24 protein-coding genes and 2 pseudogenes are annotated in these 23,091 nt (G+C 69.5%); 13 read left to right on the top strand and 13 right to left on the bottom strand.

Going from position 1 to position 23,091, the window contains the following annotated elements:
- Positions 1-84 precede the first annotated feature (84 nt).
- A complete protein-coding gene (locus GQF42_RS42225) occupies positions 85-645 on the top strand; it encodes a GNAT family N-acetyltransferase (protein ID WP_158928922.1) in 561 nt (186 codons plus the stop codon).
- A gap of 546 nt (positions 646-1,191) precedes the next feature.
- Here the strand turns inward: GQF42_RS42225 and GQF42_RS42220 are convergent.
- A complete protein-coding gene (locus GQF42_RS42220) occupies positions 1,192-2,190 on the bottom strand; it encodes a GlxA family transcriptional regulator (RefSeq protein WP_158928920.1) in 999 nt (332 codons plus the stop codon).
- 429 nt (positions 2,191-2,619) lie between these two features.
- Positions 2,620-2,997, bottom strand: coding sequence for a winged helix-turn-helix transcriptional regulator (locus tag GQF42_RS42215; RefSeq protein WP_158928918.1), 378 nt, complete (start codon positions 2,995-2,997; stop codon positions 2,620-2,622).
- Between the two features lie 141 nt (positions 2,998-3,138).
- Here GQF42_RS42215 and GQF42_RS42210 point away from each other — a divergent pair, with 141 nt between their 5' ends.
- The 3 genes from GQF42_RS42210 (at position 3,139) to GQF42_RS42200 (ending at position 4,979) form a co-directional block, all read left to right on the top strand.
- Complete coding sequence (locus tag GQF42_RS42210; RefSeq protein ID WP_158928916.1) at positions 3,139-4,107, top strand: NADP-dependent oxidoreductase; 969 nt, start codon at positions 3,139-3,141, stop codon at positions 4,105-4,107.
- A 30-nt stretch (positions 4,108-4,137) separates the two neighbouring features.
- A complete protein-coding gene (locus GQF42_RS42205) occupies positions 4,138-4,458 on the top strand; it encodes an NIPSNAP family protein (protein ID WP_158928914.1) in 321 nt (106 codons plus the stop codon).
- Between the two features lie 74 nt (positions 4,459-4,532).
- Positions 4,533-4,979 (top strand): GlcG/HbpS family heme-binding protein, encoded by a 447-nt coding sequence (locus GQF42_RS42200; RefSeq protein ID WP_158928912.1) that lies wholly within the window; start codon positions 4,533-4,535, stop codon positions 4,977-4,979.
- 170 nt (positions 4,980-5,149) lie between these two features.
- Here the strand turns inward: GQF42_RS42200 and GQF42_RS42195 are convergent, their stop codons facing one another.
- The 4 genes from GQF42_RS42195 to GQF42_RS42180 form a co-directional block, all read right to left on the bottom strand.
- Positions 5,150-5,578: a VOC family protein gene (locus tag GQF42_RS42195; RefSeq protein ID WP_158928910.1), complete on the bottom strand. Its 429-nt coding sequence runs from the start codon at positions 5,576-5,578 to the stop codon at positions 5,150-5,152.
- Between the two features lie 181 nt (positions 5,579-5,759).
- The gene (locus GQF42_RS42190) at positions 5,760-6,128 is read right to left on the bottom strand and encodes a hypothetical protein (RefSeq protein WP_158928908.1); all 369 of its coding nucleotides are present in this window, start codon (positions 6,126-6,128) and stop codon (positions 5,760-5,762) included.
- Between the two features lie 72 nt (positions 6,129-6,200).
- On the bottom strand, positions 6,201-7,085 hold the full coding sequence (locus GQF42_RS42185; RefSeq protein ID WP_158928906.1) for an aldo/keto reductase: 885 nt from the start codon (positions 7,083-7,085) through the stop codon (positions 6,201-6,203).
- 14 nt (positions 7,086-7,099) lie between these two features.
- Positions 7,100-8,041 (bottom strand): NAD-dependent epimerase/dehydratase family protein, encoded by a 942-nt coding sequence (locus GQF42_RS42180; protein WP_158928904.1) that lies wholly within the window; start codon positions 8,039-8,041, stop codon positions 7,100-7,102.
- A gap of 70 nt (positions 8,042-8,111) precedes the next feature.
- Between GQF42_RS42180 and GQF42_RS42175 the strand changes: the two genes are divergently transcribed.
- Positions 8,112-9,020, top strand: coding sequence for a LysR family transcriptional regulator (locus tag GQF42_RS42175; protein ID WP_158928902.1), 909 nt, complete (start codon positions 8,112-8,114; stop codon positions 9,018-9,020).
- 436 nt (positions 9,021-9,456) lie between these two features.
- On the opposite strand, the gene GQF42_RS42170 is transcribed toward GQF42_RS42175, so the two are convergent.
- Together GQF42_RS42170 and GQF42_RS42165 are read right to left on the bottom strand one after the other, a co-directional pair.
- Positions 9,457-10,233, bottom strand: coding sequence for a class I SAM-dependent methyltransferase (locus GQF42_RS42170; protein ID WP_158928900.1), 777 nt, complete (start codon positions 10,231-10,233; stop codon positions 9,457-9,459).
- Between the two features lie 229 nt (positions 10,234-10,462).
- A pseudogene (locus GQF42_RS42165) lies at positions 10,463-10,840 on the bottom strand (DUF6624 domain-containing protein); the annotation flags it as partial.
- A 178-nt stretch (positions 10,841-11,018) separates the two neighbouring features.
- Here GQF42_RS42165 and GQF42_RS42160 point away from each other — a divergent pair.
- The 5 genes from GQF42_RS42160 (at position 11,019) to GQF42_RS42140 (ending at position 15,696) form a co-directional block, all read left to right on the top strand.
- A complete protein-coding gene (locus GQF42_RS42160; RefSeq protein ID WP_158928898.1) occupies positions 11,019-11,714 on the top strand; it encodes a chaplin in 696 nt (231 codons plus the stop codon).
- Between the two features lie 634 nt (positions 11,715-12,348).
- Positions 12,349-12,837 (top strand): GNAT family N-acetyltransferase, encoded by a 489-nt coding sequence (locus tag GQF42_RS42155; protein ID WP_158931253.1) that lies wholly within the window; start codon positions 12,349-12,351, stop codon positions 12,835-12,837.
- Between the two features lie 205 nt (positions 12,838-13,042).
- On the top strand, positions 13,043-14,065 hold the full coding sequence (locus GQF42_RS42150; protein WP_158928896.1) for a DUF6215 domain-containing protein: 1,023 nt from the start codon (positions 13,043-13,045) through the stop codon (positions 14,063-14,065).
- A 132-nt stretch (positions 14,066-14,197) separates the two neighbouring features.
- Complete coding sequence (locus GQF42_RS42145; RefSeq protein WP_158928894.1) at positions 14,198-15,049, top strand: class I SAM-dependent methyltransferase; 852 nt, start codon at positions 14,198-14,200, stop codon at positions 15,047-15,049.
- 248 nt (positions 15,050-15,297) lie between these two features.
- Positions 15,298-15,696, top strand: coding sequence for a hypothetical protein (locus GQF42_RS42140; protein WP_158928892.1), 399 nt, complete (start codon positions 15,298-15,300; stop codon positions 15,694-15,696).
- Between the two features lie 233 nt (positions 15,697-15,929).
- Here GQF42_RS42140 and GQF42_RS42135 read toward each other — a convergent pair whose 3' ends face one another.
- Positions 15,930-16,688 (bottom strand): G1 family glutamic endopeptidase, encoded by a 759-nt coding sequence (locus GQF42_RS42135; protein ID WP_158928890.1) that lies wholly within the window; start codon positions 16,686-16,688, stop codon positions 15,930-15,932.
- A gap of 220 nt (positions 16,689-16,908) precedes the next feature.
- Between GQF42_RS42135 and GQF42_RS42130 the strand changes: the two genes are divergently transcribed.
- A complete protein-coding gene (locus tag GQF42_RS42130; RefSeq protein WP_158928888.1) occupies positions 16,909-17,907 on the top strand; it encodes a helix-turn-helix transcriptional regulator in 999 nt (332 codons plus the stop codon).
- A 214-nt stretch (positions 17,908-18,121) separates the two neighbouring features.
- Here GQF42_RS42130 and GQF42_RS42125 read toward each other — a convergent pair whose 3' ends face one another.
- On the bottom strand, positions 18,122-19,132 hold the full coding sequence (locus GQF42_RS42125; protein ID WP_158928886.1) for an ABC-2 transporter permease: 1,011 nt from the start codon (positions 19,130-19,132) through the stop codon (positions 18,122-18,124).
- A 406-nt stretch (positions 19,133-19,538) separates the two neighbouring features.
- Between GQF42_RS42125 and GQF42_RS42120 the strand changes: the two genes are divergently transcribed.
- Complete coding sequence (locus GQF42_RS42120; protein WP_158928884.1) at positions 19,539-20,207, top strand: TetR/AcrR family transcriptional regulator; 669 nt, start codon at positions 19,539-19,541, stop codon at positions 20,205-20,207.
- A gap of 99 nt (positions 20,208-20,306) precedes the next feature.
- Here the strand turns inward: GQF42_RS42120 and GQF42_RS42115 are convergent, their stop codons facing one another.
- Positions 20,307-20,780 (bottom strand): MarR family winged helix-turn-helix transcriptional regulator, encoded by a 474-nt coding sequence (locus tag GQF42_RS42115; RefSeq protein ID WP_158928882.1) that lies wholly within the window; start codon positions 20,778-20,780, stop codon positions 20,307-20,309.
- A gap of 414 nt (positions 20,781-21,194) precedes the next feature.
- Between GQF42_RS42115 and GQF42_RS42110 the strand changes: the two genes are divergently transcribed.
- Positions 21,195-22,022, top strand: a complete 828-nt coding sequence (locus GQF42_RS42110) for a maleylpyruvate isomerase family mycothiol-dependent enzyme (protein WP_233273678.1) — start codon at positions 21,195-21,197, stop codon at positions 22,020-22,022.
- Positions 22,023-22,247: 225 nt separating this feature from the next.
- Here GQF42_RS42110 and GQF42_RS42105 read toward each other — a convergent pair.
- Both GQF42_RS42105 and GQF42_RS42100 read right to left on the bottom strand, forming a co-directional pair.
- Positions 22,248-22,438 (bottom strand): annotated as a pseudogene (locus GQF42_RS42105) (DUF1707 SHOCT-like domain-containing protein); the annotation flags it as partial.
- Between the two features lie 202 nt (positions 22,439-22,640).
- On the bottom strand, positions 22,641-23,036 hold the full coding sequence (locus tag GQF42_RS42100; protein WP_158928880.1) for a MerR family transcriptional regulator: 396 nt from the start codon (positions 23,034-23,036) through the stop codon (positions 22,641-22,643).
- Between the last annotated feature and the right edge of the window lie 55 nt (positions 23,037-23,091).

Raw genomic sequence — 23,091 nt, 5'->3', positions numbered from 1 at the left:
CGCGTGGACTCCCCCAGAGTACGAGGGTTGGAGGTACCTTCACGGCAAGCACCGCTCCCGTAGCCGCAGTATTAGAGTGCTCGGGTGCTCATTCCTCCTGAATTACTGCCGGGTGGCGTCGTGTTGCGGCTCGTCTCCCTCGATGATGCGGAAGCACTGCACGCCGCTTATGTGACCAACTGGAAGCACCTGGCTCCGTGGGAACCGCGCCGCCCGGACAGCTTCTTCACCGTCGCGGGGCAGGCCGAGCGCATCGCCGGACGCTTGCAAGAGTTCACCCACGGCCGGATCGTGCCGTGGGTGTGCGAGGGCGAAGGCTCGATCGTCGGCACGATCACCCTCTCCGGACTGGTCTTCGGGCCGTTCCGCAGCGCGTACCTGGGGTACTGGGTGGCGGCCGACCGGCAGAACCAGGGTCTCGCGGGCTCGGCGGTGGCAGGCATCTGCCGCGCGGCCCGCGACATCATCGGCCTGCATCGCGTCGAGGCCACCACGCTCCTCGACAACGCCCCGTCGCAGCGCGTGTTGGAGAAGAACGGTTTCGAGCCGATCGGCGTGGCTCCGCGCTATCTGCACATCAATGGGCAGTGGCGGGACCATCGTCTGTTCCAGCGGATCCTGCACGACGCTCCCCCGTCGGACTGACAAGGGGCCGCACACACACTGCGCCGGCCGGCAGTCAGGGCGAGGGACACTGCGGTACCAGCACCGCACCGCCACCGCGACGGCCGGCGCATCGCGTACGGCCGACGGCCGACGACGCCACGGGAGCGGCCTCGGAGCCGGGGGACGTCGAGCGGCCGAGTGCCAGGACATTCATGCCGGGTACGCGGCAAGGCGGGCAGTGATTCCTTGAAGAAGCGGGTCTTCACTTCCAGGAAGCCGGGAAGGTTCGCGTGGATGTCGACGTGGTAGCTGACCACCTCAACCAGGTCCGTCAGGCCCAAGCCCTCCAGGCGGAGAATCTCCTCCGTACGGCGAAGGGCCCATTCCGTCTGCCCCTCGACGTCCTCGGGACAGGTTCCGTCCGGTCGAAGACCGATCAGGCCATGCAGCGGTCGCAGTACCGGAAGCCGGCAGGAAGGCCGTCAACTGCCCTCCGGGGAGGAGCAAGAGACCCCTGCGAGGTGAGCGGGCTGACACAAGTGGTGGGCACCCGGGCCGAGCGGCCGACCCAGCCCGATCACTGCCTCAACGCCGCCCCGCCGTGGTCCGATCGCCGATGCCGGACGGCGAACTGCCACCGCGGGTGAAGGCGCGCCGGTATGCGGTCGGTGTGGTGCTGAGGGCACGCCGGAAATGCAGTCGCAGGTTGGCGGCCGAGCCCAGGCCCGAGTCACGTGCCACGAGGTCGATCGAGTGATCCGTGGTCTCCAGGAGTTCGCGTGCCAGGCCGAGCCGGGCGTCCACCAGCCACTGCAGTGGCGTCGTGCCGGTCTCGTTGACGAACCGGCGCATGAACGAGCGCTCGGACAGGCCTGCGTGGCGGGCGAGTTGGGCCACGGCGAGCGGCTGCCCGAGGCGTTCCAGAGCCCAGGCCCGGGTCTTGGCCAGCGCCGTTTCGCCGGTGACCGCGACGGGCGCGGGTACGTACTGGGCCTGGCCGCCCTCGCGGTGGGGAGCGGCGACGATGCCCCGGGCAATCTGATTGGCCACGACAGCGCCCAGGTCACGGCGCACGATGTGCAGGCACAGGTCGATGCCGCAGCAGACCCCGGCCGAGGTGAGAATGTCGCCCTCGTCCACGTACAACACGTCACGGTCCACGTGCACGGCCGGGTATTCGCGCTCGAGTTCGTCCGTGTACTGCCAGTGTGTGGTGGCGTGCAGTCCGTCGAGCAGACCCGCCTCGGCCAGCGCGAACGCGCCGGTGCAGATGGACACCACCCGCCGGCCCTGGTCGCGGGCCGTGGCCAGTGCGTCCAGCACTGCCGGCGGCACCGGCTCCGGCTGCGGCGCCACCCCTGGATCGAACCCCGGAACGATCAGCGTGTCGGCTGCGCGCAGGACGTCCAGTCCGTTGGTGACGGCCAGCGGGAGGCCGTTGGAGGTGGGGGCGAGGCCGGTCGGTCCGCACACGGAGATCTCGTACGGGGTCCCGGTGCGCGAGCGAAAGATCTGCAAAGGGATGGCCAGGTCGAGTGGGGACATCCCGTCCAGCGCCAGCACAGCGACTCGATGGACGCTCATGGCGGCATCCTAACGAACCTAGGCATTACTGCATTACTGCTGGCCGTTGAGGCCGTACGTGCACCAAGGCCTGGAGCATGACCAGGCCTGATCGCGTGTTTCGAGCGGGGCCCTGCACCGGGGAGTTCGTGCTCTTCCGGCCGCACGGCTCCACCCTCACCCTGACCCTCTGGCCCTCTGACCCTCCAGATCCGACACAACCACCACGCAGCCCTCAACGACTCCGCCCGCAGATGCGCACCCGGCATCGTGGCGGCCCGCGAGGCGGCTTCCGTGGCGCGGCTCATGGCTGGGTGAGGATGCGGGTTCACAGAAGTCCGAGCGCGGATCGACCGTACGTGGCGGTTGCAACGGGCGCCCGTGCGCCGACAGCCTGGTCCGGGTGCCGCACGGTGTCGCGCGTACCGGGGTACAGAACTGTTTGCCTCGTTACGACACGGCCGGTTCAGGCCGGAGAGCGTGGTCGACGTTCTCCTCGACCCATGAGCGCAGGGCGTTGAGCGGGATCGCGGCGCTCTGCCCGAGGGGGGTGAGGGCGTACTCGACGTGCAGCGGGACGGCGGGATAGACGGTGCGGTCGAGGATGCCGAAGTCCTCCAGGCGGCGGAGTGTCTGGGTGAGCACCTTGGGGCTGACGCCCTGGAGCCTGCGCTGGAGTTCCCCGAAGCGCTGGGGGCCGTCCTCGAGGGCGCCGATGGCCAGCGCGGACCACTTGTTGGCGAGCAGGTCGAGCAGGGCGCGGCAGGGGCACTGGGCGGCGTAGACGTCGTGGTGCGAGTGCTGGCCGCTGGGGCAGGTGGTCGTCATGCTCACTCTCCTCACCAGGTCACTTCCCAAAGGGAAGTACTGGACCTTGAAGGTAACTATACCCCTGGGGATAGCGTCGTCGACGTCCACGGGAGGGCCCGCCAAGGGCCTTCCGCAGAGTGCCTTTTCAGGAGATGACGTATGTCCGCAGACATGATGCGCGCGGTGGTCCAGGACGGTTTCGGCGGACCGGAGGTGCTGCGGGTCCAGCAGGTGCCGCGCCCGACGCCGCTGCCCACCGAGGTGCTGGTGAGGGTCCACGCGGCCGGGATCAACCCGGTGGACTGGAAGACCCGCGGCGGTACCGGCATGGCCGGCCTGCTCGGTGAGCCGCCGTTCACCCTGGGCTGGGACGTGTCGGGGGTGGTGGAGGAGGTCGGCTTCGGTGTGACCACCCTGAAGGCCGGCGACGAGGTGTACGGCATGCCGTGGTTCCCGCGCGTCGCGAACGCCTACGCCGAGTACGTGACTGCCCCGGCCCGGCAGTTCGCCCGCAAGCCCGCCACCCTTGACCACGTGCACGCCGCCGCCGTGCCGCTGGCGGCGCTGACCGCCTGGCAGGCCGTGGTCGACACCGCCCACGTCCAGGCGGGCCAGCGCGTCCTGGTCACCGCCGCCGCGGGCGGGGTCGGCCATTTCGCGGTCCAGTTCGCCCGGCATCTGGGCGCCCGCGTGATCGCCACCGCCGGCGCCGCCCGTCATCCCTGGCTCAAGGAACTCGGCGCGGAGGAGACCATCGACTACACCACCACCCGCTTCGAGGACGCCACTGCCGACGTGGACGTCGTCATCGACCTGGTGGGCGATGACCATGACCGGACCAGCACTCGATCCCTGAAGGTCCTGCGTCCCGGTGGCCTGTTGGTCGCGATTCCGGCCGGCGTCTCGCCGGACCTGGCCCAGGCTGCCGAGGCGGCCGGCGTGCGGGTCACCCCGTTCCTCGTCGAGCCGGACGGTACCGCGCTGACGAGGATCGCCGACCTGATCGACGCGGGCCACGTCGCCGTCGAGGTGGAGGAGACCTTCCCGCTGGAGCAGGCCGGCCCGGCCCACGCCCGCGGCGAGGCGGGCCGCACTCGCGGCAAGCTCGTCCTCACCGTCTCCAACTGACCATCCAAGCACGTACTTTGGAGTAGCACCGTGTATTACGAGATCCGCCGCTACCAGGCGCAGCCCGGACGCCGCGAGGAGTGGGTGCGCTACATGGAAGACGTGGTCATCCCGTTCCAGGCCTCGCTGGGCATGGACGTGACCGGCTCCTTCGTCGATGACGAGGACGAGGACGGCTATGTGTGGATCCGCCGGTTCGAGGACGAGGCCCAGAGCGAGGCACTGTACGCGGCCGTGTACGACCACGACCGCTGGAAGAACGAGATCGGCCCGGTCGTCCACGGCCTGCTGATCCCCGAGCGGACCGTAGTCACCCGGGTGGTCCCCACCACCGCCTCACCACTGCGGTGACCCGGCCCCACCACTGCGCCCGGAACGGCGCCACCCGCACGGCACAGCACGGCACAGCAACAAAGGAACGGCTCATGAGCACCGACACACCTGCGAAGTCCTCCCCTGCCTCCTCTATCACCCAAGCCGCCGCAGGCGCACTGATCGCGGCGGTGCACGCCGCCGCCACCCGGATCGGTTTCACGGCCGCCGTCGCCGTCACCGATGCGGGCGGGCACCTCAAGGCGTTCGACCGCGCCGACGACGCGCCCTTCCTCACCACCGAGGTCGCCGTCGACAAGGCCTGGACCGCAGCCTCCTTCCACACCCCCACCCACGCGTGGAACGACTACCTTGCCAATCCGCGGATCGCGCCGCTGGCCGGTCACCCGCGCCTGATGGCAGTCGGCGGCGGCTACCCGCTCATCGACCACGGCCAGTGCGTTGGCGGCCTCGGAATCTCCGGCGGCAGCTACGAGCAGGACCAGCAAGCCGCCGAAGACGCCCTGACCGCCCTCGGGTTCGAGGTGCCCGCCCGCTGACCGCCGGGCCAAGCCGTACAGTGCGCCCTCGCAGCCGTCGAGGGCGGACCGTACGGCTTTCAGCGCACCGAGATCATCGGCCGGAACTTCGTGGGCATGCACGACGCGGATCAGCCGCATCCGAGAGCCGCTCGGTGGGAAGGCCGACGGACCGTCGCCGGGCGGTCTGCTCAGGGCCGGACGTAGGGCCGGGTCATGATCTCCAAGTTGTGGCCGTCCGGGTCGTCGAAGTAGGCGCCACGACCGCCGAACAGACGGTTGATCCGGCCGGGTTCGGTATGGCCGGGGTCGGCGTAGTAGGTGACTCCGACCGCCTCCAAGCGGGCGATCATGGTGTCGAACTGCGCCTCGGGCACGATGAAGGCGTAGTGCTGCGACTGGATCGGCTCGTCGCGCTTCTCGTAGTAGTCGAGTGTCACGCCGTTGCCGAGGTCGACGGGCAGGAACGGCCCGAACGGGGCGCCGACCTTCAGGCCCAGGATCGCGGCGATGAACTCGGCAGACAGGTGCCGGTCGCTGGCGTAGACGGCGGTGTGGTTCAGCTGGACGGCGGCCGCCGGCAGCTCGGATACGTCGGGGTACTGCTGGCCATAGGACATCGGTGCTGTGTCTCCGGTCTTGCGATCTGCTGGAAATAGGGCGCCACGCGCCGGCGCCGGAAGCAAAGACACGGAGAAGGAAGGCGGACCTCTTGTCCGCCTCGCGCTCACGCCGAGGCCGGGAACCTCACTCGTGCATGGCCCATGGCCGACCCGGCAGTCACCCGACTGACCTTAGAGATCAACGCGGGCTGAGGCAACGGCGTTTCCATGCCGTGCGCCGCCGGGGGGCGATCGCTGCCCCGATCCACGGTCGGGTGATGTCGAGGAGCGAGGGAGGCATCAGGTCTCTTGCCAGGGCGGCATGGGGATGCTCCCTGTGAAAGGTACTGGTCGTGCCGCAGATGTCGAAGGTCGAGCTGCACGCAGCGATCCGGCGTGACCACCGGCCGAGCAGCACACAGGCCTCGATATGGGCGAGGAGTTCGGCGAAGCGCCGGTACTCGTCATGGTCGGCTGAGTCGAGTTGTTCCAGGATGAGTGTTTCGAGCAGAGGTACCAGGTCGCCGAGGAGTGCGGGGACGTCATCCTGGTCGCCGAGGCAGATCATGACGGCTTCGGGGTCCGTTTCGAGGGCTGCGGCGACGAGTTCGGGGTCACGGGTGTCGGCGAGTGGCGGCGCTCAGCGGAGCAGTGTGTCTTCCAACTGCGTCTGCTCCGCCTCACTCAGCTCGAGCTCCGCCGCCTTGGCAGAGTCCTGGATCGATGCCGGGCGGCTGGCGCCCGGCACCGGGATCACCGCCGGGGAGCGGGTCAGGAGCCAGGCCAGGGCGATTTGCTGGGGGCTGACGCCGTGCTCGGCCGCGATGCGGTGGAAGGCGGTGCTCGCAGCAGTCGGACCGGAGGGTTCCTCAAGGGAGCTTCGGGAGATACCGCCCAGTGGGCTCCAGGGCAGGAAGGCCAGCCCGAGCTGCGTACTCAGCCGCAGTTCGGGCTCACTGTCGCGCACTGCAGGGGAGTACTGGTTCTGTACGGAGACGAGACCGTCGCCGAGGATCGCATGCGCCTCGCGGATCTGGCCGGTGGTGACGTTGGAGATCCCGGCGGCGCGGATGGTTCCGGCGTCGAGCAGTTCGCGCAGTGCGCCGACGGACTCCGCCCAGGGCACATCCGGGTCCGGCTTGTGCAGCTGGTACAGGCCGATGGCCTCGACGCCCAGGCGCTGCAGGGAGGCTTCGGCGGCACGCTTGAGGTGGGCAGGGGTGGCGGTGACGGTCCAGCTGCCGTCGCCGGGACGGCCACGGCCTCCCTTGGTGGCGACGAGGAGGTGGGAGGTGTCGCCGCCGTAGCGGGCCAGGGCGCGGGCGATGAGGAGTTCGTTGTGACCGGCTTCGCCGGCGTGCCAGTGGTAGCTGTCGGCGGTGTCGATGAGCGTGACCCCGGCGTCCAGGGCGGCGTGGATGGTGGCGATGGCTTGCTGTTCGTCCGGGCGGTGCTCGATGGACAGCGGCATGGCGCCCAGGCCGAAGGCGCTGACAGTGGTGTTTGCGATGGTGCGGTACTGCATGGTGTGTCTGCTCCTCAGGCGGTGGGGGCGGCGGATGCGGCGAGGGCTTCGGCCACGGCACCGGGGAGCCAGCTGGTGGTGTGGGAGAAGGAGAAGCCCAGTTCTTTGGCGCGGGCGTTGCTCATGACGTAGTGGCGGTCGAAGGAGAACGGCGAGGCAGGCTCGCCCTCGGCGGCGCTTACGTACATGGCCTTCCTGCCGGCCTGTGCGGCGATGACGGCACCCAGGTCGTGGACGTCGAGCGGACCGTCGGAGCAGGCGTTGATCGGGCCGGTGACGTCGGTGAGCGTGGCCACCCACAGCAACAGGTCCGCCAGCTCCTCGTAGTGGATGAAGACCGTGGGCAGAGCCTCGGCATGCACCGTGATCTGCGTGCCCCGGGTGACGTGCTCGACGTAGTGCGCCAGTCGGCCGGTGAACTCCGCCGCACCGCCACCGAGCACGTGGGCGCTGCGCACGGCGGCGAAACCGAACCCCTGATGTCGGGCGAAGACGGCTTCCGCCTGGCGCTTGCCTTCGGCGTAGTGCGCCTGCAGGTACGCCGCGTCGTGCCACGGCAGGTCCATGGCCACCTGCCACGTGGACGCGTCCACGGCCTCCTCCGGCACCGGAGTGCCGGGCGGGACGGTCGGCAGTTCGGCGGTCGCCGGGTCGTAGACCTCGATGGTGGAGGTCATGACGTAGCGTCGGGTGCGGCCGCTGAAGACGCGGGCGGCGATGGCGGCCTGCACCGGGGTGTAGCAGATCTGGTCGACGACCACGTCGAAGGTGCGGGAGCCGAGGGCAGCGATCAGGGCGGACTCGTCGTTGCGGTCGACGACGAGGTGCTCGGCCCCGGCAGGCGGCGGGGTGGAGCCGCGATTGATCACCGTGACCTGGTGGCCGGCCGACACCAGACGCTCGACCAGGAGCTTTCCGAAGTACCGGCTTCCGCCGATGACGCTGATCTTTTGCATGGACCCATCCTGGACATCTACCGTCACCAGCAGAAGTGCCTGCTTACTGGAAACGTATTAAGGATTACTGTTGATCGATGTGCAGCGGTTGCGTGTCCTGCGAGCGGTGGCGGAGCTGGGCAGCTTCAACCAGGCGGCGGCAGTCCTCCACCTCACCCCCTCGGCCGTGTCCCAGCACGTCGCCGCACTGGAGCGCAGCGTCGGCGCCCAGGTCGTGGTGCGTAGCACGCGCGGAGTCACGCTCACCCCGGCCGGCCGGATCATGGTCGGGGCCGCCGAGTCGGTCGCCGCGGAACTCGAACACGCCAGACAGCAGGTCGACCGGCTCGGCAGCGGCCGCACCCAGCTCACTGTCGCCACCTTCACCAGCGGCGGCAGGCTCCTGCTACCCGGCGCACTCGCCCGCCTCACCGCCACCCATCCCGAGACCGTGGTCCACGTCAGGGAGACCGAGCCCGAAGACAGCCTGCCACTGGTCCGCCAGGGCGCCGTGGACCTCGCCCTCGCCTACCACTTCGACGGCCCGCTGCCCGGTCGGCAGGGCCCGAGTTCCAGCCTGGCGTGGACTGGGCTCATGGAAGACCCCCTGTATGTCGTCCTGCCCGACGCCCATCCTCTGGCCGACCGCGAGACGATCGACATCGCCGAGCTGGCCGCCGAGCCCTGGGTACTCGGCTGCCGCAAGACCGAGACGTACCTGCGCCGCTACGCCGAACGTGCCGGATTCGCCCCGGAGGTGCGCGGCACGACAACGGACTACTTCTTCGCCCGCTCGCTCGTCGCTGCGGGCACGGGAATCTCGCTGATCCCCTCCATCGCGCAGACCCCGCAAGTGTCAGGATTGCGCACCGTCCCGATCACACCGCCGACTCCGACCCGGCACATCGGCGTTGCCACGCTCCTCCGCCGCAACCACGCCCAGGTCAGCACACTGATACAGGCCCTTCAGGAACAGGCAGCAGCGCTGGAGGAAACCTGACCCGCCGGCCCTGGTGATTCGGGTGACCATCATGTGTCAGAGCCGGACCTCGCTGCTCATCGTGGGCACCGTCCGGCCCTCGATCACCCTCGGACGAGATTCCACCAGCCGGCGCACCCTTCTCGCACCTGCCGTATGAAGGTTGCGCCCGAGAAACCATGCTGTCAGCGAGACGATCAAAGAGACGGCCAGACCCCTGAAGCCGCCAGATCGCGGTTCGCACTCTCCATGAGGAACAACCGGCGCTCCAGATGGCCGGACCAGGACGGTCACCGACCCCCGGCGCTGCGCGGCCATCGTCGACGGCCTCACTTCCAACGGCACGATCATCGAGACCGGCACCGATTCCTACCGCTCGCCGGCGCCCGCGCCGACGGGCCGATGACCCGCCAAGGTCGGCCGACACCTGCCATCCCACTCCTGGCGGTGGAATCACCTACCCACCGGCGCGGGCCACAAGCAACGGCTGGAAGAAGCCCGTCTCCTGCGGCATCCGCCACCTGGGGTCGACAAATCCGGCCTCGGCTGCGAGGCCGGCCAGTCGGTCCTGGCCGAGCGCCCAGAAGGTGGTCCGGTGGACCTTCACGCGCCACTCTCCGCCTGCCGGAAGAAGTTGGAAGAGCTCGAAGTCGTAGTGCTCGCCGTCGTCGTGCCAGTGCCAGAGCTGGAAGGTGACGGTTCGTTCCCCGCCGCCGACACGGTCGGCGACCCGGTGGACTTGCGGAGGCGTCGAAACCGGGCGGTCGCGCACCAGGTCGTCATAGGGACGTGTGCTGACCAGCAGCAGGCCGGCGGCACGCAGCACGCGGCGCATCTCGGCCAGCGCGGCGAGCACATCCTGCTCCGTCAGCAGATGAGGTAGCGCATTGTCGGCGCACACGACGGTGTCGAACCGCGCATCGGGAAACGGGAGGCGCCGCATGTCGGCGGCGGCCGTCCGCAGGCTCAGGCCCCTGCGGGCGCCTTCACGGCTAGCGCGGGCGGCGGCACGGGGGCTGAGGTCGGTCCCGGTGACGCGGTGTCCGCGCAGTGCCAGGCCGATGGCCTGGGTACCGATGCCACAGGAACAGTCAAGCACCGCTGCACGGTCCTGGCCGATCAGGGCATCCAGGGCGTTCCCCTGTCGGCGGATGCTCGCGTCCCAGTCCGAGTAGATCAGATGGTAGTCGTCGGCCAGTTCGTCGTAGAAGTGCGCCACTGACATCTCGGGCATGGCCCGAGATTACCGTGCCTGATTCCACGGAGGTGCTGGTCGCCTCCTGATGAGCGCGAACCTGCTTACTGTCGACAGTGCCGTCATTTGCCGTGACCATCTGCGAGCGTGCTGATCGTCGACCGCTGTCGAAACGCATCGACATACGCTGCGGGCGGACGTGAACCAGGCCAGACGCGATGAACAGGGAGAGTGGAAGGCACTTGCCGTCCGCTCTGACAACGGGGCGTCAGGCCATCGCGAACTTGGCGACGTATGTGCCGAAGGGCTCGATGCCGACTTCGGCGCGAGGCTCGTCCATGCGCTCGGGCTCTTCGCAGGACCACGGAACCGGTGATCCGTCTCTCACACCGGCGATCTGAGTGCCGTAGACCTGCTTGCGGCCCTCATTGACCAGCGTGCGGTCGCGCAGAAAGGCCGGCTCGCGCGGGCTGGCCCACCCGGCCGCCACTGTCGGCTGCACCAACTGGAGAGCCCGTCGCTGAACGTCGAGTTGCCGGTCGGCGTGCTGGGCGACCAGCCAGCTCCGCCGCGGCGCCTCCACTCTCCTGGGACGCTTGGGACTTGGTACCAGAGCCGCATCGGGCACCGTCTGCCCTGTCGGCCACAGCTCGGACCCCACCAGCGTCACCCGGCACGAGGTTCTCTCTGCGATGCACCCGAACCGCGCACAGATATGCGTCTATTCAGGCGATACAGGCGACAAGCCATAACTTATGGAGTTTCACAAATGTTTCACGTGGTGCGGGCGAGTACCCGCAGTCACTTCTGGAAGGCAGGATTCTATGAATCGGGTCACCCGCACCGGTGTGGTCACCCTCTTCGTCGCCTCGGGCGCGATGGCTGTGGCGGGGCCGGTGCACGCGGACTCTGCGGCAGACGGCTCCGCGGTCGGCTCACCAGGGCTGATCTCCGGCAATACGGTCCAACTGCCGGTGCACGTCCCGGTGAACATCTGCGGCAACACAGTCGACGTGGCCGGGCTCCTCAATCCCGCCATGGGCAACAGCTGCACCAACGCAGGAGCCAAGGACCGGGCCGGGGCGACGGGCCAGGCCACGGCCGTCGGCAGGACACAGGACTCGCCGGGTGTCGTTTCCGGCAACGACCTCCAGCTGCCGATCGATCTGCCGCTGAACGTGAGCGGCAACACGGTCAACGTGGTCGGCGTGGGGAATCCCGTCTTCGGCAATGAGTCCGTGAACTCCCCGGACGCCCGTCCCAGCGAGCCCGCCCGTACTGCACCCGAGCCGCCCGCTCGGACCACACCGCCGGCCCGCTCCGTACCGCCGGTCAAGCCGACGCCGCACAAGCCGCGTTCCATGCCCAGGACGACGCATGCGATCACGCCTGAGTGGACGAAGAACTCGCTCGCCGAGACCGGCGCCGACGGGATCTGGACGGCCGTTGCCGCGAGTGGTACGGCACTCCTTGGCGGAACGGTGCTGTACCGCCGCTTCCGCGTACCGACGGCACGCTGAGAGAGCAGCGGGCGGACCACCCGTGAGTCCGTGTCGCGTGTACGTCGACGAGAGGCCTCGCCGGCTGTCGCGCGCCGGAGGCGCAGCGCCTCCAGGCCGACAACGCGGCATTCGGCGGCTCCGGACACGGCCGGCCCTGCGACCACCGGCCCGCCCCGGCTCCCACCAGCGGGGCGGGCCTTGTTCGCTGCGCATCCGGCACGCTCGCGCTGAGGTCCTGCCGGGGACGGCGTCCCGGGAGTCGGCTCTTCGGCCGGGAGAGAAAGCGGACCGGGGTGACCTCTTGCGTGTGGAGGACAGCGTCGAACCAGCCGGCGAGCGATCCGCCGGAAAGGTGGTGGGCGGCGGCGTTTCCGGGATCGTGGGCGGGCCGATCAGCCGCGTCTTGGCCAGTGCGGCAAGCCAAGCCGTCACGGGATCCGGACTGTCCGTGTGCAGGGCGAGGAGGTAGGCGTCCAGATTGGCGCTTCCCAGCAAGGAGAAAGGACCGATCGACGCACCGACAGCCACGAGGTCAAGTCCGCTCAGAGCACTGACCTGGCCGCACTGGGCGGGCGAGCCGGGGCGGGCTGCGGAAACGGCTTTGCGCCCCGTGCTGATCGACGCGGATGCTGGCTCGTGGGAGGTACTGAAGATGATCAACGTGGTGTTGAGGCTGTCAGCCCGTGACTTGGTGCATGCGGACCTGGCGTCGTGCGGGTGGGCAGGGTCTGACCATCACCTGGTCGGCGTCGCCGAGCAGTTGGAACGTGCCCGGATCGGTGAGGTCGACTACCTTGCAATCTGCCCTGCAACCAACATCCCCGTGGCGAAGGGCGGCGTCGACTACCAGGTCAAGGAAGGCGTCGGCACTTTGTGGCAGCTGGCAGTCCACCCCGCACTGCAGTCGTGCGGGATCGGCACGTTCCTTGTCGAAGCCGCGGAAACGCGGATCAGGAACCGCGGTCTGGGGCAGGCCGAGCTGGCCGTGGAGGAGAAGAACTCCCGGGCACGTGCCCTGTACGAACGACTGGGGTACGTCGCCTACGACCGTCAACCGGACGCGTGGGACGAGCAAGCCCCTGATGGCTCGTTGCGCCGCTACGAAACGATGTGCACATTGATGCGGAAGGAACTCGCGTAGGCCCAGCCACCTTCACGGGGTCGGCCGGCGGACCCGTCGTCCTCTGCTGACGACCGTACAGGCAGCCCTCGTGCTCGGGCAGGATCAGGCGGGGGCGCTGCCCCTGCCTGACAGTCGTACGTTCGGCTTCGGCCGTGCCCGGACCGCTCCCGGAACTGTGGCCTCCGCCACGGCGGATGTGATCCGGGCCTGGTGAGATCACCGGGTGCTCGGTTTCCTGCTCCGTCTGCTGCCGTTCTGGGTCCGTGAGCCCCTGCTCATCGCAATCGGGTCCGTGCTCGGCGTGCGCATCATGTATCTCGCAGTCCGCGACCACGACTGGGGCGCGGCCGGTCTCGGTGTGGTGTTCCTGGTGTTCACCGCGATACGCGTCCACGCTGTGGTCCGGGCACTGCGCGCACGCCGGAACCCGAGTCCGGCAGCCTCCGCGGACGAGGCGGCGGCCTCAACGTACGGGGCGGCGGTCGGCGCCACCCGGACGCAGGCCCAGGCCCAAGTCGGGCAGCGTCCCGGCCCGGGCACTGCAGAGAAGGAACCCAACGCGTGGGGCCAGGCCGTCGCGGCCGTGGCCGTGTTCGGGGCACTCGCGGCCGCACTGTGGCTGGCCCCAAAGGTGCTGCCGTCCGACGACAGCACACCGCAGCCTGCCTCGTGTTCGGGAGGTGCACACGACGAACTGCCGTCGGCCTACGCGAAGACACCCCGGGCGGTGACCGGTGACGAGCTGTGCCAGGCGCTCAACCGCCCCGACCTGGCTCAACTCCTTCGAACACCTGGAGAGAGAGCGAGCACGGCTTCCGGCACCAGCAGCACCGCTCCCCTGACCGACGGGAAGGTCGCCCGACCGGAGGCCGAGGTCAGGTTCGACACATACACCGTGAACCTCTCGGCCACATACAACGAGCTGTCGACTGCCCAGTACGTGAACCTGATGAAGATCGGTGGTGAGAGGGAGATCAAGACGGAAACCGTTCTCGGCCGGCCCGCGGTCTTCTCCTCCGATCACACCATGAAGTTCCAGATCAGTCTCGGGAGCGGCGGATCCGGCGTACCGGTGGAACAAGGTCCGCCGGCCAGGACGCTGTCGGTGGCCCTCGACGAGAAAGACCGCGGCGGCTACTACGACTTCACCGTGTGGAGCACGTCCGGAGCCCTGCCGGACGACAGCGTTCTCCTCGACATCGCCGAGAAGGTTCTTCCGACGCTCCCCGAACGGGGCGCTCGATGAGTACCTGTTCTGATCCGGGACCGATGACGGGCTGGTGGGCGACTCGTCGAGCCGACATGATCGATGTGTGACGGATCCAGATGATCGAATCCAAGGGATTCAGCGGTCGTATCGATCATCTAGGCTGGCTCGGTGACTGATGAGCAGGAGCGGGTGCAGCCGTCGGGAGTGTGGGCCACGGCGGTCGGGGTGGCCAGGGTGCGGGCGCGGGAGACCGAGCGGGAGAACGCGTTGTTCCGCGACCCACTGGCACAGGCCTTCGCCACCGCCGGGGGCCTGGGGCCCTCCTCGCCGCCGCTGCCCGGTGACGAGGCTGAGCGACGCCGTCGGCTGGGCCTGGCGTTGTCCATCGTCATCAGAACGAAGTTCCTCGACGACCTGTTGCAGCAGGCCTCCGCGTCCGGGGTCCGGCAGGTCGTGCTGCTCGGCGCCGGCATGGACAGCCGGGCCTTCCGGATGGACTGGCCCGAGGGCACCCGGCTGTTCGAGGTCGACACCGCCGCGCCACTGGACTTCAAGGCTTCGGTGCTGCGCCAGGAGCGGGCCGTGGCACGCTGCGAGCGGATCACCGTCGCGGTGGATCTGCGTGAGGACTGGCCGGCCGCGCTGGCCGCCGCAGGTCACGACCCGGCGGCGCCGACCGTGTGGATCGCCGAAGGACTGCTGATCTATCTGCCCGAGGACGCGGTGGAACTGCTGCTGGCCCGGATCAGCGCACAGTCGGCGGCAGGCAGTCGAATGGGGCTGACGTTGGGCCCGCGCGGCGTGATCGAGCGCTTCGGGGCGGACGCCGTGCCGGGATCGGCGGCGTCCATGTGGGTCTCGGAGACGCCCGACGACCCGGTGGGCTGGCTGGCCGGGCACGGATGGGAGGCCAGCAGTCACACCCTGCGCGAGCGTGCTGCCGCCTACGGCCGCCCGATCAGCACCCCGCCACAGCTCGAGGAGGGGCCAGGCGGACTGATCTCGGCGGTCCGCCGGTAAAGCGACTCCCGGTTCCCCGGATGATCGCTTCCAAAGGGGCCTGATGAGTGGAGCCAGGTTCATGCACGGCCGGCCGGTCATCCGCGCACTGACCGCCCACAGAACCCGGCCTCAACTTCCCGTACAGTCGGCGTCCTTGACGACTGCGACGTCCGGTCTGCAGGATCCGCAGCACCCGTCTCGCCGACTGTGCAAGCAGCCCTTGGTGACCAGCGCAGGGGACCCGTGACCGCCTGGAGGGTAATGGGATGGCCCGCCTGCGACTCTCCTGGGTCCTGTCCGGACGCGGTTGGGTCGACTCCAACGTCGGCGACCACCACTCGGAAGCCGAAGTCACGGCCTCCTGTATCACCCATGCCCCCGAAGACCCCTTGGCGGCAGTAACCCGGCTGATCGCCGGCGAGACGGATTGCAGAGCGCAGCTCGAAGCCCTCAGGACCGCGGGGCGCGAACATCGAGGCGACTGGGCAGTCTCCGATCTCCTCGCCGATGCCCTTGTTTGCCGCGTGTGGTCTCGGCAGGATCGTGCCGCGGGCGCCGCTGCCGGGATCGGTGGCGATGCGCGACCACTGCTGCTGGATGTCACCGATGCGGCAAGCATCGTCGGGGCTGCCGAGAACATCGATGCCGTGGACGCGCCGGTCTAACTACGCCGGGATCTCCGAGGCCACCCTGCCGGCCCAGAACGAGGACGTGGACGCCACCACCGCCTCCGGCCGTGGAGATCCCGCGATCAGTGGCAGCTCACGTCGGGTGTGCGACGCCACCGGTCAAGTGGCTGCCCGTCCAAGGGGGTTGTCCGCCGCCCGAGCCCCCGAAGGTGCCCGGACCGTACGGTCCGGGCACCCCCTTGTGGTTTCACGTCACTGCTGGCGGGGAGTCAGTAGCGGATGACACCCGGTCGTTCGGCGGGCACGTGCGGCGTACGGGCGGCGCCGTTCGGTGTCATGGAGAAGGAACCTCCGGACAGCGGTCCCGGCGCGTAGCCGCCGCTGGTGAACGCCTGCGGATTCGTCGCGTCGAACGACTGGCCGTCCACCGTCACACCGGAGAAGTCCAGTTCGCTGAAGGACGGATAGCTCTGCGTGGGGGATTCGATGACCGCTTCGGCGCTGGCGTTCTGCGCGCCGAGGTTCTGGTCGACGTGTTCGGTCCAGCCCCTGGTGTTGTCGGTGAGCGTCAGCGTGTAGTTGCCGCCGCCGTTGGAGACCGCTGAGGCCGTGATGGTGTCGCCTTCGGAGACCGGGTCGTCCCAGTACACCGGGGCAGCGGGGTACATCTCGTACCAGGCCGAGAGAACCGGCGACCCGCTGGAGCAGTCCGTCTGCACGCCGGTCTGTTCCACCGTCTGTGAGCCGTAGCCGTCCAGGCCGACCCAGGGGGCGAACAGGTCGTTACTGCTGTTGCAGGTGACATGCGGTTCGGTCCAGGAGCCGGCGATGGTGCCGAAGCTTCCGGTGGCAACGTACCCGCCCCAGTTGCTGTCCTGGAATCGCTTGGCTTGGGGGCCGAAGCCCGTACTGGCTGCGGCCGACGTTCCCGCACACGCGGGGACGAGAGCGGCGGCGGCGAGCAGCAGACCCGCGGCTGCCGCTCGACCGGTGAAACGATTGCGTCTGGTTCCTGTGTTCGTGCCCATGTACCGGTCTCCTGTGGGGGGATGGAGTCGATGTTCGAGGGCCTGTCAGACCGGGGTTCATCGTGGGTGTGGCTTGTGTGAAGTCTCAAGAGTCAGGCGCCAACCGGAACTCGCCATGGCGAGAACATGACACAATGGCCTGGCGGCGAATAGCGCTCGTCGAGCTGCGCCCGCCTGGAATCGAAGGGCGGTCAGGGTGTTTCCAGCCGGTTTCCACACGGTGTCAGGCGGAGCCCAGCCACCGGCGCCCCCGCGCGCGGCCTCGGGCGGCCTGCTCGAGGGCCTGAGCATTTCTGAAGCGGAACAGAACACTTACCTGCATGTCCTCGCCGCTGCGACCTGTACGGCCGCCGGTCTCGCCACGGAGTTGGACATCACCGCCGACCGTGCCGAGCGGCTGCTGACCGTACTCGCCGAACGGGGTCTGGTCACCCGGCACGACGGCGCTCCGGTCCGCTGGTCGGCCGCAGCGCCTGACGTCGCGATCGAGGCGTTGCTGCTACGGCGGGAGGAGGAACTGCTGCGCACCCGCGGCCGGGTGGGCGAGCTGATGCGGGTCTACCGGCGGGCCCAACGGCCACAGGCAGCCGATCTGTTGGAGGTGATCACCGGACAGGCCGCCATCGCCGAACGCTGGCGGCAGATGCAGGACGGCGCCCGTCGGCAGCTCCTGCTCTTCGACAAACCCCCGCACATCTCGCCCACCGACACCGAACTGGAGCGCTCCCTGCTGGCCCGCAGAGTGCGCATCCGCGCGGTGTACGAGGCGGGTTCGGTCAGCGCCCCCGGTCGACTGGCCGAGATCCGCGAGGTGGTCACAGCCGGAGAGGAGGCAAGGGTGCTACCCGAACTCCCGTGCAAGCTGGCGATCGTGGACGACCGCTGGGCCATGCTTCCGGTGGCCACCGGCTCCGAGGCACAGGCCGCGGTCCTGGTTCGCGCCTCTTCCCTGCTGGACGCCCTCACCGGCATGTTCGAGGCGTACTGGCATCGGGCAGTACGGGTGCCGGACGCGGACGGCCCGACGATCGGCGCGGGGAACCGCCGGGGGGAGCTGCTGACACTGCTGTCTGCCGGGTTCACCGATGACAGCATCGCTCGCCAGTTGGGCGTTTCACCACGCACCGTCCAGCGGTGGGTGCGCGAGGTGATGGACGACCTCGGCGCGCGGACACGCTTCCAGGCCGGCATCCAGGCGGCGCGGGCCGGCCTGCTCTAGCAATCCAGTGGGACTTCACCATTCCCGCCGGCCGGAGGAGCTGTTCGCCCCGAGCGGGCCGACGGCGGGTCAGGGGCGGTTCGGTGACCGCCTACCGCAAGCGGCTCCCCACCCGGCAACCGCGTCGCAGGTTCGGGACCCCGACACCCCTTGAAGTCCCGAACCTGCGGAGCCACATCCCCCGCCATGCACGGCGCCGCCTGCGGACAGTGACTCAAGCGGAGAGTTGCCCGACCACCCTGGCCGCGGTCGAAGCACCCCTGGCGTGTGCGCGGCGCGCCGCCGTCCGGTCGAGGATGTACTGGATCGCCAGGCAGCCGACTCCCCACGCCGTCAGCGTCAGCATCGCAGGGGTCACGTGCTCGCCATGGAAGTAGCCGGCGTCGCGCAGGCCGGTGATGGCCGCGGCCGGGGGCATGACGTCGGCCAGTGGTGCGAGCCAGGAGGGCAGGAAGGTGGCGGGCAGGATACCGCCGGAGGTGGCGTTGCCCAGGATCAGCAGCACCACGGAGGCGACCGGCATGCCGATCGGTCCGAACAGCCGCAGCAACACCCCGGCAGCGGCAGCGGTCGCCCACGCCAGCAGGCCCACGACCACAGCGACCGTGGCGTAGGGTGCGGGAAGCGCGTCGAAACCGGTGTGCGCGATGAGCGCCACGATCAGGCCGGAGGCGACGGAGAAGGCCAGCATCGATGCGACCCGGGCGAACAGTGCCAGGCGCGGGGCGATCTGGTACGAGGAGACCGCGAAGAGGAACCCGGCGAGCACCACCCCGAAAGCGGCGTAGAAGGCCGAGAGCCCGCGAGCGTCACCGTCGGCGAGCGGCCGTACGTCCCGGACCGGTACGGGGTGACCGACGGCCTGTGTCACCGCTGCCGACAGACTGGAGATGGTGGACGGCCCCTGCGCTCCGGCCGCGATGAGACGGAGTCCTGCGTGGTCGGAGACGAGCACAGCCGGAACCTCGTCGTGCGTGACCGCCTCGTGAGCGGCCGCCGCGTCGGCGTACCGGTAGAAGACGTAGGCGTCCGGCGCCTCGTTGTTGAGAGACAGCTCCGTCCGCGCGGCGACCGAGTCGGAAGCGGCGATTCCGAGTGGCTGGTGGTGTGCGGCCGGGGAGTGGAAGGCCGCCAGGTAGACGCCGACAAAGATGCCACCAATGGCGAGTGCCGTGATGACCGGGGCGAGCAACGCCTTGCGCAGGCCCGCGGTTGCGGAGAGCACGGGGGCCGGTATGCCGGGCTCGGTGTCGTCCAGGTGATCGCGTGCGTGTGCCGGTCGGCCGGAACCTGCGCGTGTCCCGCGATCAGGAGGCGGCGTGAGGGTGGGACCTGCGCTGCTGTGCTGGTGCATGGGGAAGATCTCTCTCCAGGATGTGCGAGGGGGTGGTGTCGGCCGGACAGGACGGCCGGCGGACTCGGCCTCGGCCTCGGCTGCGCAGGCAGCCCGCCGTGGATCTGGGAGCGCGACACCCACTGGTACGTGCGCCACGCAGGGCGCCTCCTGCACTCCGGCGTCCCCGGTCATTGTAAGCGCAGAAAATCCTTCACTTAGGCGTGCGCCATGATCCCCCCACTGCCGTAGTCTCGACCCGACCATCTGCACAGGTGACGGAGGAAACGGGCACGGCATGACCCCCAGCACATCCCACGACGACGGAAAGCCGCGCCTGCGCGCGGACGCCGCACGGAACCGCGCCCAGATCCTCACCGCGGCGCGCGACGCCTTCAGGGAGCTGGGCACGGCAGCCCCCTTGGACGAGATCGCCCGCCGCGCAGGGGTCAACATCGCCACGCTCTACCGGCGCTTCCCGGACCGTGACGCCCTGGTGCGACAGGTCGTCGTCGACGGCTTCGTGCTGGTGCGCCGCCTCGCCCGTGAGGCCTTGGAGGCCGCACCGGCGGACCCGCTCGCCGCCATCGAGGGGCTGTTGCTGAGCATGGTCGACGAGCGGGAGATGCTGGTCCTGCCCTTGATCGGAGGGCCTGTCACCGACGACCCCGAGGCCCTCGAGCTTCAGCGAGGGACCTCGGCCGCGATGGAGGAGCTACTGGCCGGTGCCCGTGCGCGGGGTGTCGTACGCCCCGATGCGACAGCCGTGGATCTGATCACCACCGCCGCGCTGGCCTGCCGCCCGTTGCCCTACCTGCCTGCCGAGCTGGCCACCGCCGTCGCCACGCGCCACGTACGTATCTTCGTCGACGGCCTGCGCCCGGCCAAGGCGCGGCCGCTCCCGCCCGCCCCCACGTACGAGGAGGTGACCGCCCACCTCCGGCCTGCGGCCGATGCCGACCGATGAAACACGGCGGCACGCGCAGACCGCCGCATCGAATGCCCCGGGTACGGCCGGGCGCAGTGCCGCTCCCCCGTCGACCTCGTCCGGCTCACCCGGACCGGCTCACTCGAGGTCGTCGTTGCCCAGGAGTTCCAGAAGCCGGGCGAGGACCCGCAGGCAGGCGTCGACCTCGGCGTCGGTCACGTCGCCGCCGACCTGACGCAGCACCGCGCGTTCGCGGTCGATGACGGCGGTGATGGCGGCCCGCCCCTTGTCGGTCAGCCCGATGAGGGACGATCTCTTGTGGGCCGGATTGGGTGCGGACGCGACCAGCCCTCGTGCAGCCGCCTCATTGACCATGCGCTGCACGAACTGGCGGCTCAACGCCTGGGCCCGACCCATCTGAGGGACGGTCATGCTCCCGTGCTCGCGGAGCATGCTGAGTACGGCCCGCACCCCGACCGACAGCCCCTCGGCGGACACGTCCTGCTCCACCTTGCGCTGCGTACGCCGGTACAGCGGCCCCACCAGGTCGAACACCTCGGCCAGCCGGCCGGTCAACTGTTCGGACGCCAAGCCACGCTCTGCCTCACTCACCTCACCATGATGACACCTTGGTTGCCATTGGCCCGAATAATGACACCTTGGTTGTCATGGGTGCCCTGTTCCGGCTCGACACCGGCGCCGGCCGCCTCCTCGCGCTGCTGCACGGCGGCTCCCTCGACCACGCGAGGGACGCCCAGATCCCCGCCCCCGCCTCACTGCTGCGAGATCGATGTCCCGTCCTCGCCATCAACCGTGCCATCGACGTGCGGGACCACCCCACCATGGAGCGCGGTCCCGTCGATCGAGATCGCGTGTCCGCTGGGAACGGTACGGGTGAGGCGTTCGGCCATGCCGATGGCCAAGCGGGGGCGCGAGGGGACTTGCCGTGCGCCCCAGGGTCTGGTTGGGTACCAGCGCCGCGGGCACGTAGGGCGTGCCGGGCGGGTGGGGAGCGGAGCAAGCAAAGTGCACACGACGGTACGGCAGGACGACTCGTGGGCCTTGCCCGACGGGCTGGGACAGGCGATCCGGGGCACTGCCGAAGAGATCGCCACGCTGGTGCGGAGCGCGAGCGACACGGCACTTGCCGTACCGGGGTCCGAGTGGACCGTCGGCGAGGCCGCCGCACACCTGGCCCTGGCCAACGAACTGATGGCCGACCTGGCAGCCGGGCGGGAGCGCCCGTACGGCGACGGAACAGCCCGGAGTCTCGCCCAGGCCAACGCGGAGTCCCTGGCCGTGTTCGGGGAACGCCGGGCGGAGCCTCTCGCGACGATGATCACGGAGCAGGCCGAGGCGTTCCTGGGCGCTCTTTCGCGTCCCACGGCCGACGGCCCTGAACGAACAACACCCTTGGGCCCGATGAACCTGCCGGTGCTCGCGTCGTACCTGCTCACGCATATGCTCGGCCATGGATACGACCTGGCTCGCGCCCTGAAGCGTCCGCACATGGTCGATCGGACACGGGTGGGCTTGTGCATGCCGTTCATGCTCTCGGTCATGCCGCGTGTCGCAAACCCCGCCGCCACGGCCCGACTCACGGCCCGTTACGGGATCCGGCTGCGTGGGGGCGAGTCGTTCGGCGTTCTCCTGGCCGACGGAGCCGTGCAGGTGACACCGGGGGCACCACCGCAGCGCGCGGACTGCACCATCCTGCTCGATCCCGTCGCCTTCCTGCTCATCGCGCTGGGACGGCTGAATCCCTGGCGGGCCATCGCCCAGGGACAGGTCCTGGCCTGGGGCCCCCGGCCGTGGCTGGCACCTCGCTTCCCGACCCTGTTCACCGCGCCCTGAGCCGTCTGCCGGCACCACCTGGCCGCTGCGACCTTCTTCGATGCCGGGCCGCTGGAAGACGGCCGGCATCCCCACCGCGCCCTGCCCCTCGCGGGCCCCACGCGGGACACCTAGTCGGCCGTGCGGAGCCGGAACCTGCGGTGGCCGCCGCTCAGGCCACGCCCGACCCGCCGTCAGTTCGGGACGACGGAGTCAATCACTCGTGGTGAGGGACGCGGGCCTGGTCAGTTGGTTCAGAGTCCGTGCCGACAGAGCAGCTTCCACGCGCTCGTCCAACTCGTCCGCGGTCAGCAGGCCGTCCCCCGCCGCGCTCCGCAGCACATCCACACCCGGTCCCGGTCCGCGTGCGAGGCTCGCAGCTCGGGCGACGAGCCGGAGCCGGAGCGCTTTCCGGTGGGCGAGATCTCTCCCGGCATGCTTCCGTCCTGGTCCTGTCGAACGTCTCCGCGCGACGCGGGCAGCGCAGCGTGGAGAAGACCAACGTCGTATCGCGACACAGATCCCGGCTGGGCTCCGTGCTGGGCTCCGTCACGCAGAGGCGATGGGAGGCGTCGACTCACAACGTCAGCATCACCGAGTGGCGGACGAGAGGCCGGCTGCGGTTCGGGGCGCGAGAACTCAGCGATGCCGGGCGGTTCGGGTGTCCGGAACAGTGGTTGGGCTTGCCGCGTCCTCGGTGGCGGCGATCGTCCGGCGCAGAACGCGGCGCGCGGTCTCCAGGTCGGCGGCACGCCGGTCGAGGACGTCGAGCTGGTCGCGGAGGCTGGTGAGGACGCCGGGGCAGGGGCGAAGTGCCGCCTCGCCGGAGGTGCAGGGCAGGATCTGGCGGATGATGCGCGTGGGCAGGCCGGCGGCCAGCAGGGCGCGGATGCGTCGTACCGTCTCCGCGGTCTTGTCGTCGTACTCGCGATAGCCGTTGGCACGGCGCTCCGAGTGGATCAGCTCCATGCGTTCGTAGTAGCGCAACAGGCGCTCGCTGACTCCGGTACGACGCGACAGCTCCCCGATCAGCACCCGGCCCGCTCCCCCCGGTTTGACCTTCCCATGGTGTCAGGGAGCAACAGTGCAC

The sequence above is a fragment of the Streptomyces broussonetiae genome, assembly GCF_009796285.1.
Lineage (GTDB): Bacteria > Actinomycetota > Actinomycetes > Streptomycetales > Streptomycetaceae > Streptomyces > Streptomyces broussonetiae.
Note: the sequence above shows the minus strand (reverse complement) of the source record. Positions and strands in the feature narration are given on the sequence as shown.